Genomic DNA, 15,340 nt, shown 5'->3' with positions numbered 1-15,340 from the left:
GCACTCCTCTGATCGATCAATGGGGTTGAATACAGTTCCGGCATGGGTAATGCGCCGAAAGGGTGAATCGGCGAGTAAATTTCACCTTTTTGCGGAGTGTCCACGAACCGTTGCCGTCATCTCATTTGGTGGGGTGCGCTACAAAACGTGCGCACGTCGTTCTCATGGGTAATCAAGGGTGGGTTGGGAAATGCCGTTGTCTAAAAATTGACACGGTGGGTCGAGCGATCGTCACGATTCGTGACGGGATGATTCAGGATTCAATCAGCCCGAGCCGCCCGGCGCGCACTCCCGCCTGGAAGCGCGACGTGGCCCCGAGGTCCCGGGTGATTTGAGCCACGTAACGGCGATAGGTGCGCACGGAGATGTTCAGCGCGCGGGCGGCGACCTCGTCGGTGTGCCCGCCGTCGAGGAGCGTGAGGATCCGCCGCGTCAGGTCCAGCGGCACGCGCAGCCGCGCCAGCTCCGCGCGCGGGGCCGCCGCCGACCACGCCGAGTCGACCAGCAGCTCCACCGCCGCCACCGCGGCCCGGTCGCGCAGCAGCACCGCGCCCACCGACGACGCGCCGTCGCGCAGCAGCGCCACCCGGCCGTCGCACACCATCAGGTCGCCCACCGGCAACGGGCCCAGCCGCACGCCGGCCACCGCGTCCAGCGCGGCCAGCAGCCGCGCGCACTTCTTGTCCTGCAAGGACATCGGGGGGCACAGCACCCGCGCCCGCACGCCCGCGCGGGCCGCCGTGGTCACCGCCTCCAGCACCAGGTCGGCGTCGAACGCCCCCAGCTCGCCCGCCGGCAGCGCCCACGTCAGGTCGGCCACCGCCTGCCGGGCCAGCCGCGCGGCCAGCGCCCGCACCTCGACCGCCCCCACCGGCAGCCCCACCCCGGCCTCGGCGCCGCGGTCGGACCGGTGGTGGGTGATGGCGGACTGGATCAACGTCTGGGCCTCGCGCAGGACGCCGACGAGGTCGGCCCCTTCCGCGGAACCCGGTCCCGAGCGCGCTTCCAACCAGACCTCCACTGTGGATTCCCGGCCGCGGAGAGCCCGGTGCGGTCACGCCACCGCTCGCCGGGACCGCGCCGTCGCCGACTGCCCGGAGAGTAGATGTAGGGGGTGGCGCTCCCGGTGCCGTCGCGGCAACAAGGTGTCGTGATACCCGGCGGTAGTGGACCGTTCGGAGCAGGCGGCTGTCCGCCATCGGCCGGTCCGTGGCAGCTTTGTGCCAACCTCGGGTGGCGGCTGAACCGATGCCCTACGTTTCAGCGCATGACCGCCCAGTCGGACGCACCGCCGCAGTCGCACGCCGTTCGGGAGCCCCGGCGGTGGTTCGCGCTGGCCGTCCTCGTCGTGGCCCAGCTGACGGTGTGGCTGGACAACACCATCCTCAACGTCGCCATCAGCACCCTGGCCGACCCGGTGCGCGGCGTCGGCGCGTCGCCCAGCGAGCTGCAGTGGAGCATCAGCTCCTACACCCTGGTCTTCGCCGCGCTGCTGTTCACCGGCGGCGTGCTCGGCGACCGGCAGGGCTACCGGCGGGTGCTCCTGCTGGGGATGCTCGTCTTCGGCGCCTCGTCGGCCTGGGCGGCCTACGCGGGCAGCGCCGGCGAGCTGATCGCGGCGCGCGCGGTGATGGGCGTGGGCAGCGCGCTGGTCATGCCCGCCACCCTGGCGATCATCAACCAGGTCTTCGACGGCAAGGAGCGCGCCACCGCCATCGCCGTGTGGTCCGGGTCGAGCGGCCTGGCCATCGCCGCGGGCCCGCTGGTGTCCGGCGCGCTGCTGGAGCACTTCTGGTGGGGCTCGATCTTCCTGGTGAACCTGCCGTTCGTGGTGGTCGGCACGGTGGGCGCGCTGGCGTTCATCGCCGACCGCCGGGCCACCACGCGGCCCAAGTTCGACCCGCTGGGCGTGGCGCTGTCCACCGCCGGCCTCGTCGCGCTGGTCTACGGCGTCATCGAGGGCGGCCACCAGGGCACCTGGGTCGCGCTGGAGGTGCTCGGCCCGCTGGTGCTCGGCGCGCTGCTGCTGGTCGCCTTCGTGGTGGTGGAGCTGCGGATCAGCGCGCCCAGCTTCGACGTGCGGCTGTTCCGCAACTCCTGGTTCACCGGCGGCAGCGTCTCGGTGATGCTGACCTTCTTCGGCCTCACCGGCACCATGTACTACTCCAACCTCTACCTCCAGGGCACGCGCGGGCTGTCACCGCTGGAGTGCGGCCTGGCCCTGGCCCCGGTGGCGGCCGGCGTCGTCGTGGGCGCCCCGGTGTCGGCGGTGCTGGTGCGCAAGCTCGGCATCCGCGCCGTCGTGTCGGTGGCGATGCTCGTCGCGGTGGCCACCTTCTACGCCTACGTGTGGTTCGACCTGGACACCCCGCTCGGGTGGTTCACCGTCCTGATGGTGGTGCAGGGCCTCGCGCTGGGCGCGGTGATGGCCCCGACCACCGAGGCGATCATGGCCTCGCTGCCGCCGGAGAGCTCCGGCGCGGGCTCGGCGGTCAACAACGCGATGCGGCAGCTCGGCGGCGTGCTCGGCGTCGCCGTGCTCGGCTCGGTGCTGTCCATGACCTACTCCGACGACGTCGCCGGCAAGCTGCCGCCGCTGCCCGAGGGCGCCCGCGCGGCGGCCGAGGAGTCGGCCGAGGGCGCGCGGGTCGTGGCCGGGCAGGCCGGCCTGCCGCAGCTGGTCGACGTCGCCAACACCTCGTTCATCCACTCGATGCACGTCACCACCGTCGTGGGGGCGGCCGTGTCGCTGCTCGGCGTCGTCGTGGCCGTGATCTTCTTCCGCCGGCGCCGCGACCCGGCCTGACCCCCGGCGGTCCGCACAGGAACAGGACCACCGGAAATGACCCTTCTGTCCGAACCCGTCCCCCGTCCCGACCACGCGCCGATACCCAGGCTGTCCGGGAGGGGACCGCTCGGCAACGCGCTGGAGTTCAAGCGCGACCGCCTCGGGCTGTTCACCCGGGTGGCGGCCGAGTGCGGCGACATCGGCGTCTACACCATCGGCCGGCAGCGCTTCCACCTGGTCAACTCGGTCGACCTCGTCCACGAGGTGCTGATCAAGCACGGCTCGGTGTTCGAGAAGACCGACCGGTTCCGCGCGTTCGCCCGGCCGCTGCTGGGCAACGGCCTGCTCACCGTGCCCAACGCCGAGCACCTGGGCAACCGGCGGCTGATCCAGCCGAAGTTCACCAAGGCCGTGGTGCGCAGCTCCACCGACGTCGTGGCCGCGGTCTCGGCGCGGCTGGCCGACGGGTGGGCCGACGGCGAGGTGCGCGACGTCCGCCGGGACATGGTCCGCCTGGTGCTGGGCGTGGTGGGCCGCAACCTGTTCAGCCGCGACGTGCTGGCCGAGGCCGACGAGCTGGGCGGCGCGCTCACCGACGCCATCCACGGCTTCGACGCGCAGGCCAGCGCGATGGTCCCGCTGACCATCGAGTGGCCGACGCCCGCGAACCTGCGCTACCGCCGCGCCATCAAGCGCCTGGAGCGCACCTTCCACGAGTTCCTGGCGCAGCGCCGGGCGAGCGGCGAGCGGCCGGACGACTGGCTGACGCTGCTGCTGGAGTGCCAGGAGCAGGCCGGCACGTCGATGACCGACGTCCAGCTGCGCGACGAGGCGCTCAACATGTTCATGCCCGGCCACGAGACCACCGCGACCGCGCTGACCTGGAGCTGGCACCTGCTGGCCGGGCACCCCGAGGTGTACGACCGCGTGGTGGCCGAGGTCGACGCCGTGCTGGGCGGGCGGCCGGCCGTGGTCGAGGACCTGCCCGCGCTGCGGTACACCCTCCAGGTGTTCAAGGAGGTGCTGCGCCTCTACCCGCCGGTCTACATGTTCACCCGCCAGCCGACGCGCGACGTGACCATCGGCGGGCACCTCATCCCGGCCGGGTCGGCGGTCGTGTTCAGCCCCTACGCGCTGCACCGCCGCCCGGACCTGTTCCCCGACCCCGAGCGGTTCGACCCCGACCGCTTCTCCCCGGAGAACGAGGCGGCGCTGCACCGGCACGCCTACCTGCCGTTCGGCGCGGGCCACCGGGTCTGCATCGGCAACAACCACGCGCTGCTCAGCGGCCAGGTCGCGCTGGCGACCATGGCGCAGCGCGTGCGCTTCGAGGCGGTGCCCGGCCACGTGCCGGTGCCCGAGCCGATGGTCACCCTGCGCCCCAAGGACGGCCTGCCGATGGTGGTCCGGCGCCGCACGCGCGCCGCGGGCGGTCCGGTCGACGCCGCCGGACCGGCCGGCGCGGGCGGACCGGCCGGCGCGGGCGGACCGGCCGGCGCGGGCGGACCGGCCGGCGCGCGCGGACCGGCCGGCGCGGGCGGACCGGTCGACGCCGCCGGACCGACCGGTGGCGCAGCGCCCGCGAGCGGGTGCCCCCACCACCGCTGACCCGCGCGAGGCGGACAGGTGCCGGTCGCCCCGCGCGGCCGGCACCTTCGCGTTCCCGGCCAGGTCGCGGACCCGGCCGCCCACCGAAGCGAGAGGCACCACCATGAGCGCGCTGCTGTCCACCCTGCTCACCCCGTACGCGCCGCTGCACGGCGCGTTCCTGTCCTACCTGATCTACCACCCGCCGCGCCGCCGCGACCGCCGCGCGCCCGCCGAGGTCGGCCTCACCCCCGAGGACCTGGTGGTGCCGCTGCCCGGCGGCGGCCGGCTGGCGGCCTGGCTGTTCCGCAACGACCCGGAGCGCGTCGTGGTGGTCGGCCACGGCATCGGCCTGAGCCGGTCGGCCAGCCTGCGGCACGCGAAGTTCCTGCACGAGGCGGGCTACACCGTCGTGCTGTTCGACCACCGCAACCACGGCCGCAGCAGCCAGGACCGCGCCTTCTGGAAGCTGGGCCACCGGTTCACCACCGACGTGGTCACCGTGGTCGAGCACGTGCGCGCGCTGCCCGGCCACGCCGACGCCCGCTTCGCCGTGTACGGCTTCTCCTTCTCCACCTTCCCCGTCTCCTACGTCCCGACGCGGCCGGAGGCGCGGGTGAGCGCCATCGTCTGCGACAGCGGCCCGGTGGTCGACATCCCGTCGCTGTTCCGGGGCTTCCTCGACACCGACGGCATCCCGGTGCCCGCCGCGCTGCGCCGGGGGCCGGCCCGCAGGGCGCTGGAGGGCACCTTCGCCGCCCTGGGCACGGGGATGCTCCAGGCCCAGTGGCCGCCGCCGGTCGAGCCGTACGCCGACACCCCCGTCCTGTTCCTGGCGGGGGAGGACGACGTGGTGGTCCCCGCCGCGGGCGTGCGCGAGCTGGCGCGGCGGTTCCCCCTCGGGCAGTTCCGGTCGCTCCCGGGCACCGGGCACCTTGCCGGATTGAAAACGCTGGGTGACACTTACTCCTCGGCCGTCCTGGACTTCCTCGCCGCCGCGTTCGAGCGTCCTGTCAGGAACGTGCCAGCCACCCGCGAGCCATGACAGCTTGTGGGCAAGGAACGCCGAAGTGGGGCGCAGCGGGCGTCGCCGGCCATAGTCTCGGGTCATCCACCTCCACTTCGGACATTGGAGATCCTTCGTGCCCACGATTGCGGAAGAGCGCATGGCGCAGATCAAGGACATCGTCTGCGACATCCTGGAGATCGAGCCGGAAGAGGTCACGCCCACCAGCCTTTTCAAGGAGGACCACGACGCGGACTCGCTGCGCGCGATCGAGATCCTCGCGTCGCTGGAGAAGGCGTTCAACGTGACCATCGACCAGAGCGAGCTGCCGCGGATGGTCAACCTGGAGGGCGTGTACACGGTCGTCGCCGAGAGCGCTGACTGGAACTGACATGACCCAGGCAGCCAATCGGGTCGTGATCACCGGCCTGGGTGTCGTGTCCAGCATGGGGCTGGGCGTGGACGAGTTCCGCGCCGGCCTGCGGGCGGGGCGGGACACCGCGAGGCCCATCACCGCCTTCGACACTCGCGGGTTCGACCACGCCAATGGTTGCGAGATCACGGGTTTCGAGCCCGAGACCTGGATCCGGCGGCTGGTGCCGACCGAGCTGGGCCGGGCGAGCCAGTTCGCCGTCGCCGCGGCGCGGATGGCGGTCGAGGACGCCGCGCTGTCCGTGCCGCGGCTGCGGGACTCCCGGTCGCTGGTGACCATCGGCACCACCGACGGCGAGTCCCGCGACCTGGACGGCCTGGTCGAGGTCGAGGTGACCGAGGGCCCGGCGGCCATGGACCCCGTCGCGGCGCGGCGCGTGCCCGCCGGCCGGCTGGCCGCGGCCATCGCCCGGGAGTTCGCGCTCACCGACACCGAGGCGGTCACCATCCCCACCGCGTGCTCGGCGGGGAACTACGCCATCGGCTACGGCTACGACGCGGTCCGCTCCGGCGAGGTCGACTTCGCCCTCGCGGGCGGTGCGGACGCCCTGTGCCGCAAGACGTTCACCGGCTTCTACCGGCTGGGCACCATCGCCCCGGAGCGGTGCCGGCCGTTCGACGCGGACCGCAAGGGCATCCTCACCGGCGAGGGCGCCGGCGTGCTGCTGCTGGAGAGCGAGGAGTCCGCGCGGGCCCGCGGCGCGCGCATCTACGCCGAGGTGCTGGGCTACGGCCTCAGCTGCGACGCCGACCACCCGGTGGCGCCCAACCAGGCGGGCGTGGCCCGGTGCATGCGCCTGGCGCTGGAGAACTCGGGCGTCAAGCCCGGGGAAGTGGACTTCATCTCCGCGCACGGCACCGGCACCAAGGCCAACGACGTCACCGAGGCGGGCGCGATCCGCCAGGTGTTCGGCGACCGCCCGCCGCGCACGGTGTCGATCAAGTCCATGATCGGCCACTCGATGGGCGCGGCCAGCGCGCTGGCCTCCATCGGCTGCGCCCTGGCGATCACCGACGGGTTCATCCCGCCGACGATCAACCACGAGCGCACCGACCCGGAGATCGACCTCGACTGCGTGCCCAACCACGCCGTCGAGGCCGAGCTGAACGTGGTGCAGAACAACGGGCTGGCCTTCGGCGGCAACAACGCGGTGACCATCTTCGGCCGCTACCGGGAGGAAGCGTCATGAGCTGGCTGGTCACGGGGACCGGCGCGGTGTGCAGCGTGGGCCGCGGCACCGACGCGGTGTTCGAGGCGCTGTGCTCGGGCACCACGGGCCTGAACCCGCTGCGCTCGTTCGAGCACGACAAGTTCCGCGTCACCCGCGCCTACGAGGTCGACGACCGCGACGGCGGCGCCGACGTCCCCGGCCGGGCCACGGCCTGGCTGCTCGACGCCATCGCCGAGGCCCTGGCCGACGCCGGGCTGGGCGAGGACCTGTCGAAGGTCCCCGTCCTGGTCGGCACCGGCCTGCGCGAGCTGCGCTCGGTCGAGCTGTGGTGGGCGCGGGAGGACGCGGGGCCGGGCGAGCCGGACCGCCTGCACTTCGGCACCGCCCTGCGCGAGCGGTTCGGCGCCACGGACACCTACACGTTCTCCAACGCGTGCTCGGCGTCGCTGTACGCCCTCGCGCTGGCCACCGACCTGCTCACCGTCGGCGGCGCGGAGACGGTGGTGGTCGCGGGCGTCGACGGCATCACCACGAGCATGCACGGCCTGCTCGACCGGGTGCACCCGGAGCCGCCCGAGGCGGTCCGCCCGTTCGACCGCGAGCGCAAGGGCGTGCTGATGGGCGAGGGCGCGGCGGCGGTCGTGCTGCGCAAGCCGGACGGGGTGGACCCCACCGCGGCCAAGGCCGTGCTGCGGGCCGTCGGGCTGTCCTGCGACGCCTTCCACGTCACCGCGCCGGACCCGGCGGGCATCGCCGCGTCGGTGCGCCAGGCGCACGCGCGGGCCGGCATCAAGCCCGAGGACGTGGACCTGGTGATGCTGCACGGCACCGGGACGCTGCTCAACGACGAGGCCGAGGCCGCCGCGGTGGCCGAGGTGTTCGGCGAGCACGCGGGCGCGCCGGTGATGACCGCGGTGAAGTCCATGACCGGCCACACCTCCGGCGGCTCCGGCCTGCTCGGGCTGGTGCTGGCCACCCGCGCCCTGGCCGAGGGGCGCGTCCCGCCCACCGTCGGCCTGGTCGACCCGGTGCCCGAGGCCGCCGACTTCCGCTTCGCCCGCGCGGGCGACCCGGTGGCCGAGCTGTCGGTGGCCCAGGTCGACGCCTTCGGCTTCGGCGGCGTCAACGCCGTGGCCGTGATCGAGAGGACCAGCGCATGACCAGCGTTGTCGGGGTCGGCGTCGCGCTGCCCGGGGTGTCCGGCGTGGACGCCTTCGTGGCGGGCGCGGCCGACCGCAGCGAGCCGGTGGAGCCCGCCGCCCGGATCGGGCGCAAGGGCTTGCGCTACAAGGACCGCGCGACCCAGCTCGGCCTGGTCGCCGCGCACGACGCCCTGGTCGACGCGGGCCTGTGGGCCGACGGCGCGCTGACCGTGCCCGGCGAGACCGTCGCCGTGCTGGCCAGCTCCAACCTCGGCAACCTGGACACCGTCTGCGGCGTCTCGGCCACCATCGCCGACGAGGGCGTCACCGGCACCAGCCCGATGGACCTGCCCAACGCCTCCAGCAACGTGATCGCCTCCACCGCCGCGATCCGGTTCGGGCTCAAGGGCCCCAACCTGATGGTGTGCAACGGCGCCACGTCCGGCCTGGACGCGGTGCACTGGGCCGCGGTCCTGCTGGCCGCGGGCCGCGCCCGGCACGCGCTGGTGATCGGCGTCGAGGTGGCCAACCCGGTCACCGAGCGCTTCACCGGCACCACCGACCTGCTCGACGGCGCGGCCGGCCTGGTGCTGTCGGCGGAGGGGGACGGCGTGCCGCTGGGCCGCTTCGCCCGCGGCGGTTCGCTGGCCGAGGTGGTCACCGGCACGGCGGGCACCTGGTTCGTCCCCGAGGGCTTCCGGGGCGAGGCCCCGATCCCGGGTCTCGCCGGCGCCACCCGGCGCGACCTGGCCGAGTCCTTCGGCCGCTGCGGCGGCGCCCTGGGCGTCCTGCAGTGCGTCGCGGCCTCCGGGCTGCTGCGCGCGGGCGCGGCGGACCCGGTCGTGGTCAGCAACGACGGCCACGAGGCGGCGGCGGGCCTGGTCCTGCTGCCGGTGGGCGGCGCGGCGTCATGACCGACCAGGACGCGCCGGTCGTCGTCCGGCGGGTGCGGGCGGCGCGGGGACCGGCCGGGCGCCCGGTCCGCGTGCTGCTCCTGCACGGCCTGGCGAGCAGCGGCGCGACCTGGGACGCCTTCGCGCCGCTGGCGGACGACGACTGCGAGCTGTGGGTGGCCGAGCTGCCCTGGCGCGGCGAGGGCGTGCCGGGGTGGGCCGAGCGCGACGACGTGGGCGGCTGGGCCGCCGAGGCGCTGGCCGGGGTGCCCGGCGGCGCGGACGTGGTCGTGGCGCACTCCTTCGGCGCCAACGCCCTGCTCGCCCACCTGGTCGAAGCGGCGGCGACGCCGAGCGCGGTCGTGCTCGTCTCGCCGTTCTACCGACCGTCGGCGGCCGATTTCGACTGGGCCGCCATCGACTACTACCTCAACGACTTCCACCGCATCCTGGCCGACGGCATCCGGGTCCGCTCCGGCGGGCGGCTGGCGCCCGACCGCCAGGAGGCCATGGCCCTGAAGGTCCGCGAGCGGGTGGGCGCCTACGGGTGGGTGCGGTTCTTCAGCACCTACCTGGGCACCCCGCGCCTGCCGCTGGACCGGATCGGCGTGCCGTGCCTGGTGGTGGCCGGGGAGACCGACTTCGCCGCCTTCCCCGCCGACGCCATCGCGCTGGCGGCCGGGCTGCCCGACGCGCGCGTGCACGTCGTCGCCGGCTGCGGCCACTTCGCGATGGTCGAGCAGGCCGAGGCGTTCGCGGCCCTGGTCAACCGATTCCTCACCGACATTCTGCGCAACCGAGCATGGGAGCCACTGAAGTGAGCCCACAAGCCAACCCCGCCGCCGCGGACGTCCAGACCGCGCTCAAGGCGCTGCTGACCGGCACCACCACGGTGTCGCTGCGCCCGCGCTACGAGGGCAACAACATCAACACCTGGATCGGCTTCAAGCACGTCAACTACCTGGTGGAGGAGGCCGTGCTGGAGCACTTCCGCTCCGCCGGCCTGCCGACCCGGGTGCTGTTCGAGGACTACGGCCTGGGCCTGGAGATCACCACGATCGACACCCGCATCCTCAACGCCTTCCACCTCGACGAGGTCGGCGTCGCGACGGTCACCCCGACCGCCGAGGACGAGCTGGCGTTCAAGGTCGTCATCTCCAAGGAGGGCAACACCGGCAAGGACGTGACCGCCAAGGTGAAGGTCACGCTGCGCCGCGAGACCTACGTCTCCCCGGAGAACGTCGTTCCCGCGGAGCTGGCGCCGTTCTCGGTCGACCGCATCGGCGGCGGCGAGGCCGGTCCGGCCGCCGAGGACGACGTGCTGGCCCAGCTCACCCGCGACCGCAACGCCTTCGGCTGGAAGTGGCGGATCCCCTACCCCTACTGCCACAACAACGAGCGCCTCCAGATGTCGGGCTACCTGCGCCTGATGGAGGAGGTCGTGGACCTGTTCCTGGCCGACCGCGGCATCTCCATCAAGACCCTGCTCGACGACCGCAAGTGGATCCCGGTCGTCCCGCACTCGAAGATCACCCAGGTCGACGAGGCGTGGATGGAGGAGGACCTCTACACGATCTACACCGTGGAGGAGGTCTTCAAGGGCGTCACCTACACCTCGCGGATGGACACCTACGTCGTGCGCGACGGCAGGCTGGTGCTCACCTCCACCGGCACGATCACCCACGGCTACGCGATCTTCCACGACCGCAAGGACTGGAGCCTGGTCAACTTCGACGAGCGCGTGCTCGCGGCGCTGCAGGGCTGATCCGCATGACCGTGCACATCACCGGCCTGGGCGTGCTGTCCTGCCTGGGCGCCGGCGTCGACAGCTTCCGGGCGGGGATGCGCGCCGCGCGCAGCGCTCCCCGCCGCGCGGCCGACCCGCACGCCAACATGGCGCGCCCGCTGATGTACTCCGTGCCCGAGGCCGACGTCCCGCCCGCGCCGGCCTCGTCCCCGCTGGGGTCGACCCCGGTGGGCATGGCGTCGCGCTACGCGCTGGCCGCCGCCGCCGAGGCGGTGGCCGACGCGGGCCTGGGCCGGGTCGCCGACCCGCGGCGGCTGGCGGTGGTGGTGGGCACCGGCATGGGCGACTCCGGGGCGCACGAGCAGTGGCACGTCGACGGGGCGCCCGCGGGCGAGTGGGCCCCGGTGTTCACCCCGGCCGCCGCCATCGGCGGCCTGGTCGGGGCGGCCGGGGCCAACACCAGCATCAGCAACGCCTGCGCCGCCAGCGGTTTCGGGCTCTCCGTCGCCGCGGACCTGATCCGGTCCGGCGAGGCGGACGTGGTGATCGCGGGTGGCGCCGAGGCGTACTCCCGGGTCGCGCTGGGCTGCTTCAACCGGCTCGGCGCCATCGACGCCGAGCGGTGCAGGCCGTTCGACCGCCACCGCGGCGGCACGGTGTTCGGCGAGGGCGCCGCGATCATGGTGCTGGAGTCGGCCGAGCACGCCGCCGCGCGCGGCGCGCGGGCCTACGCCACCCTGGCGGGGGCGGGCTGGAGCTGCGACGCCTACCACTCCACCGCGCCCGAGCCGACCGGCGGCCAGATCGTGCGGGCCATGCGCCAGGCGTTCGACGACGCGGGCGTGAAGGCGGGCGACGTCGGCGCGGTGGTGCCGCACGGCACCGGCACCCAGCTCAACGACGTGGTGGAGAGCGGCGCGCTGGTCGAGGTGCTCGGCGCGGACGGCCCGCCGCTGTACAGCCTCAAGGGCCTGATCGGGCACACCGGCGGGGCGGCGGGCGCGCTGGCCGCGCTGGCGGGCGCGCTGATCGTGGCCGACCGGGAGGTCCCGCCGAACGTCCCGCTGGGCGAGCAGGACCCGGAGTGCCCGGTCCTGCTGCCGACCGGGGCCGTGCCCCTGCGGGGTTCCGCGGTGCTGGTCAACGCCTACGCCTTCGGCGGCAACAACGTGTCCCTCGTGCTGCAGGAGGCGGGTTCGTGAGCACCGACCTGGTGGTGACCGGCATCGGGGTGCTCGACCCCGCGCACGGCTTCGACCACCGCACCGAACTGGGCCCCCGCGGCTACAAGTACCTCCCGACGGCCACGCAGTACCTGCTGGCCGCCACCAAGCGCGCCGTCGCCGCGGCGGGCGACACCCTGGAGCGGGTGCCGGAGGAGCTGCGCGCCGCGGCCGTGGGCACCAACTGCGCCGCGTCGGCGCTGCACGCCGGGATGGACCGCACCGTCCTGGACGGCGACGCCAACGACCTGAGCCCGGCCACCGCGCCGTACTTCTCGATCAACCTGTTCGGCAGCAGGCTGGCCACCGAGCACGCGCTCAAGGGCTTCAACCTCACCGTCACCAGCCCGCGCGTGGCGGGCCTGGAGGCCGTGCAGACCGGCGGTCGGTCGGTGGCCCTGGGCCGCGCCGAGTGGCTGGTCGCCGGCGCCGCGGAGGAGGCGCTGGACCCGGCCGAGCCGGGCGCGGGCGGCGCCGAGTCGGGCGCGGTCGCCCTGGTGCTGGAGCCCGCCGCCGCGGCGGTCGCGCGCGGCGGCCGGGTGCTGGGCCGCTGCGCGGTGCGCACGGCCTTCCTGCCGCCCGCCGGCCTGACCCCCGAGCTGGTCGGCGCCGTGGTCGAGCCCGTGCTCGCCTGGGCGGGCCGCGTGCCCGTGCGGGCGGTGGTCGACTCGTCGCCGGTGGCGCGGGCCCTGCTGGCGGCGCTGGGCCCGGACGCGGCCGTCGTGCCCGCGGGCTCGGGCTGCCTGCGGCCGGTCGCGGAGGTCGCGGCCGTGCTGGGCGGCGACCGGGCCGAGCTGGTGGTCACCGCCGCCGCCCAAGGAAACGTCGCGTTCGCGCTCGTCACCCCCGGAGGGAACTGATGCTCACCTCGTTGCAGGGCAAGTGGTGCCTGGTCCTCGGCGCGTCCAGCGGCATGGGCGAGGCCACCGCGCGCGCCTGGGCGCGGGCCGGCGGCAACGTCCTCGGCGTCCACTTCGACACCGCGGAGCGCCAGGAGAAGGTGGCCGTGCTCCAGGAGGAGCTGCGCTCGCAGGGCGGCCAGGCGCACTTCTTCAACGCCAACGCGGCCAGCGCGGACACCCGCGCCGAGCTGGTGCCCGCCTTCGCGGAGCTGGTCGGCGACGCGGGCATCCGGGTGCTCATGCACTCGCTGGCCTTCGGCAGCCTGGTGCCGTTCATCGCCGAGGACAAGCGCAAGGCGTTCACGCCCCGGCAGATGGACATGACGCTGAACGTGATGGCGCACAGCCTGGTCTACTGGACCCAGGACGTGCACCGCGCGGGCCTGCTGCGCCGCGGCGCGAAGATCTTCGCGATGACCAGCGCGGGCGACGAGAAGGTCTCGCCCAACTACGGCGGGGTCTCCGCGGCCAAGTGCGCCCTGGAGTCCCACGTCCGGCAGCTGGCGCTGGAGCTGGCCCCCGAGGGCATCTCGGCGAACTCGCTGCGCGCGGGCGTCACCGTGACCCCGTCGCTGGAGCGCATCCCCGAGCACGAGCGGCTGGTCGAGCTGGCCACCCGCACCAACCCGCACGGGCGGCTGACCCGCTGCGAGGACGTCGCCGAGGCCGTCGTCCTGCTGTCGTCCACCGACTCGTCCTGGATCACCGGGAACGTCATCGGCGTCGACGGCGGCGAAGCGCTGACCGCCTGAGGAAAACCCCACCGGACGAGGGAAGTCGAGCAGTGACCGAGACAGCGAGGACCGTCGCCGCGCCGCGCGGGTCAGCGGTGCCCGCCACCGCGCGCGCGTGGTGGTCGGCGCTGCGGCTCGGGGTGCAGGACGCCTACCGCGTCTACCACCCGCCCGCCGGCAAGCCCGGTCGCACGCCGCAGCAGAAGGGGCTGGTGGCCGAACCGGTGCACGTCGTCACCTCCCGCGACCGCGTCCGCCTCGACGGCTGGTTCGTGCCCGGCGACGGCCCGCACACCGTGGTCGTCTGCCACGGCATGGGCCGCACCAAGAACGCCGTGCTCGACCACGTCAAGCTGCTGCACGAGGCGGGCCACCACGTGCTGGCCTACGACCTGCGCAACCACGGCGCGAGCGGCCACGACGGCAAGGTCACCCGCATGGCCGACCGGTTCACCGGCGACCTGCGCGACGTGCTGCGCTTCGTGGCCGCCGACCCGCGGATGAACCGCGGGAAGCTGGCGGTGCTGGCGTTCTCCTTCTCGACCTGGCCCGCGGTGTACGCGCTGCAGGGCGGCGGGCCGCCGGTCGCGGCGATCGTCTGCGACAGCGGCCCGATGCACGACATCCCCGGCGGGTTCCGGCACTTCACCTCGCTGCGCCGGGCCTCGCTGCCCGAGCCGCTGCGGCGGCCCGGCGCGTTCGCCCTGTACCGCAAGGCGTTCACCCTGTGCGGCACGCGGATGCTGGCCGTGCGGGGCTGGCCGCCGCCGCTGCCCTCGGTGGCCACGCGGATGCTGTTCATCGGCGGGGCCAACGACCCGGTGGTGCCCGCGTCCCAGGTGATGCGGGTGGCGGCGGAGTACCCGGCGGCCCGGCGGTGGGTGGCCCCGCAGGCCCAGCACATCAACGCCGTCCGCCTGGACCGCGACGAGTACCGGGAGCGCGTCACCGCGTTCCTGGCCGAGGCGTTCGGCGGTGCGGCGTGAGCACCTACCTGATGATCGAGACCCAGGGCCCGTGGGCGGGTCCCGGCTGCGCCCGCTTCCTGGCCGACGCCGCCGACCTGCTGGCGGCGGGCGACCGGGTGTGCCTGTTCCTGCTCCAGGACGGGGTCACCGCGGCCGTCGGCACGACGCTGTCCGAAGTGGACGGACTGCTGGCGGCGGGCGCCACCGTGTGGGTCGACCGGTTCTCGGTGGACCAGCGGGCGCTGACCGCCGCAGCCCGGCCGGCGGGCGTCGAGCTGGTCGACGTGGACCGGGTGGCGAGCGCGCTGCTCGACCCCGACGTGCGGGCGGTGTGGCACTGATGGCGCGCATCCCCGAAGCCGACCTGCTGCTCGCCGTCATGGGCGCGCCGCACGCGTCGGACCTGGCGACCTCCGTGCTGCGGATCGCCGAGGCCGTGGTCGGGCAGGGCGGCCGGGTCCAGGTGTGGACCTGCGGCTACGCCACGATGCTCACCCAAGCCTCGCTGGGCGCGGCCAAGCCCCGCAACGTGGTCGACTGGTCGCGCGACTACCCGTCCACCGCGGCGGTCGTCCGCGACCTGATCGCCGCCTCCGCAGGCGCCCTGTCCTGGTACTCGTGCCGCTTCTGCGGCGAGGAGCGCGGCGTCACCGCCCACATCCCCGAGGTGCGGGTCCGGCCGCCGTTCAAGTTCGGCGAGCACGTGGCCGCCGCCCGCAAGACGCTGTTCACGGGGGTGATCTGAG

16 protein-coding genes are annotated in these 15,340 nt (G+C 74.1%); 15 read left to right on the top strand and 1 reads right to left on the bottom strand.

The window, feature by feature from the left end:
* Nucleotides 1-253: 253 nt before the first annotated feature.
* Nucleotides 254-1,009, bottom strand: a complete 756-nt coding sequence (locus tag JOE68_RS06145) for a helix-turn-helix transcriptional regulator (protein ID WP_204841366.1) — start codon at nt 1,007-1,009, stop codon at nt 254-256.
* Nucleotides 1,010-1,267: 258 nt separating this feature from the next.
* Here JOE68_RS06145 and JOE68_RS06140 point away from each other — a divergent pair, with 258 nt between their 5' ends.
* The 15 genes from JOE68_RS06140 to JOE68_RS06070 all read left to right on the top strand — a co-directional run bounded on the left by JOE68_RS06140 (nt 1,268) and on the right by JOE68_RS06070 (nt 15,339).
* Entirely contained in the window at nt 1,268-2,806 is a 1,539-nt protein-coding gene (locus JOE68_RS06140) for an MFS transporter (RefSeq protein WP_204841365.1), read from the top strand.
* Nucleotides 2,807-2,842: 36 nt separating this feature from the next.
* Nucleotides 2,843-4,396 carry a cytochrome P450 gene (locus JOE68_RS06135; protein ID WP_204841364.1) on the top strand — a complete coding sequence of 518 codons (1,554 nt, stop codon included), beginning with the start codon at nt 2,843-2,845 and terminating at the stop codon, nt 4,394-4,396.
* Between the two features lie 103 nt (nt 4,397-4,499).
* Complete coding sequence (locus tag JOE68_RS06130; protein ID WP_204841363.1) at nt 4,500-5,420, top strand: alpha/beta hydrolase; 921 nt, start codon at nt 4,500-4,502, stop codon at nt 5,418-5,420.
* A gap of 97 nt (nt 5,421-5,517) precedes the next feature.
* On the top strand, nt 5,518-5,772 hold the full coding sequence (locus JOE68_RS06125) for an acyl carrier protein (RefSeq protein ID WP_307819551.1): 255 nt from the start codon (nt 5,518-5,520) through the stop codon (nt 5,770-5,772).
* A 1-nt stretch (nt 5,773) separates the two neighbouring features.
* Entirely contained in the window at nt 5,774-7,003 is a 1,230-nt protein-coding gene (locus tag JOE68_RS06120) for a beta-ketoacyl-[acyl-carrier-protein] synthase family protein (RefSeq protein WP_204841362.1), read from the top strand.
* Entirely contained in the window at nt 7,000-8,145 is a 1,146-nt protein-coding gene (locus JOE68_RS06115; RefSeq protein ID WP_204841361.1) for a beta-ketoacyl synthase N-terminal-like domain-containing protein, read from the top strand. The genes JOE68_RS06120 and JOE68_RS06115 overlap by 4 nt, the downstream gene beginning before the upstream one ends.
* Nucleotides 8,142-9,041 carry a beta-ketoacyl synthase N-terminal-like domain-containing protein gene (locus JOE68_RS06110; protein ID WP_204841360.1) on the top strand — a complete coding sequence of 300 codons (900 nt, stop codon included), beginning with the start codon at nt 8,142-8,144 and terminating at the stop codon, nt 9,039-9,041. The genes JOE68_RS06115 and JOE68_RS06110 overlap by 4 nt, the downstream gene beginning before the upstream one ends.
* Nucleotides 9,038-9,841, top strand: coding sequence for an alpha/beta fold hydrolase (locus JOE68_RS06105; protein ID WP_204841359.1), 804 nt, complete (start codon nt 9,038-9,040; stop codon nt 9,839-9,841). Before JOE68_RS06110 ends, JOE68_RS06105 begins: the two co-directional genes overlap by 4 nt.
* Nucleotides 9,838-10,785, top strand: a complete 948-nt coding sequence (locus JOE68_RS06100) for a hypothetical protein (RefSeq protein WP_307819550.1) — start codon at nt 9,838-9,840, stop codon at nt 10,783-10,785. The genes JOE68_RS06105 and JOE68_RS06100 overlap by 4 nt, the downstream gene beginning before the upstream one ends.
* A 5-nt stretch (nt 10,786-10,790) precedes the next feature.
* Entirely contained in the window at nt 10,791-11,969 is a 1,179-nt protein-coding gene (locus JOE68_RS06095; RefSeq protein WP_204841357.1) for a beta-ketoacyl-[acyl-carrier-protein] synthase family protein, read from the top strand.
* Nucleotides 11,966-12,850, top strand: a complete 885-nt coding sequence (locus JOE68_RS06090) for a beta-ketoacyl synthase N-terminal-like domain-containing protein (protein ID WP_204841356.1) — start codon at nt 11,966-11,968, stop codon at nt 12,848-12,850. Before JOE68_RS06095 ends, JOE68_RS06090 begins: the two co-directional genes overlap by 4 nt.
* A complete protein-coding gene (locus tag JOE68_RS06085; protein WP_204841355.1) occupies nt 12,850-13,644 on the top strand; it encodes an SDR family oxidoreductase in 795 nt (264 codons plus the stop codon). The genes JOE68_RS06090 and JOE68_RS06085 overlap by 1 nt, the downstream gene beginning before the upstream one ends.
* Nucleotides 13,645-13,676: 32 nt before the next feature.
* Nucleotides 13,677-14,612 carry an alpha/beta hydrolase gene (locus JOE68_RS06080; protein WP_204841354.1) on the top strand — a complete coding sequence of 312 codons (936 nt, stop codon included), beginning with the start codon at nt 13,677-13,679 and terminating at the stop codon, nt 14,610-14,612.
* Nucleotides 14,609-14,935: a hypothetical protein gene (locus JOE68_RS06075; RefSeq protein ID WP_204841353.1), complete on the top strand. Its 327-nt coding sequence runs from the start codon at nt 14,609-14,611 to the stop codon at nt 14,933-14,935. Before JOE68_RS06080 ends, JOE68_RS06075 begins: the two co-directional genes overlap by 4 nt.
* On the top strand, nt 14,935-15,339 hold the full coding sequence (locus tag JOE68_RS06070; protein WP_204841352.1) for a hypothetical protein: 405 nt from the start codon (nt 14,935-14,937) through the stop codon (nt 15,337-15,339). The genes JOE68_RS06075 and JOE68_RS06070 overlap by 1 nt, the downstream gene beginning before the upstream one ends.
* The last annotated feature ends 1 nt before the right edge of the window (nt 15,340 follow it).

It is taken from the genome of Saccharothrix algeriensis, assembly GCF_016907655.1.
GTDB lineage: Bacteria > Actinomycetota > Actinomycetes > Mycobacteriales > Pseudonocardiaceae > Actinosynnema > Actinosynnema algeriense.
This window is presented reverse-complemented; position numbering and strand designations above follow the sequence as displayed.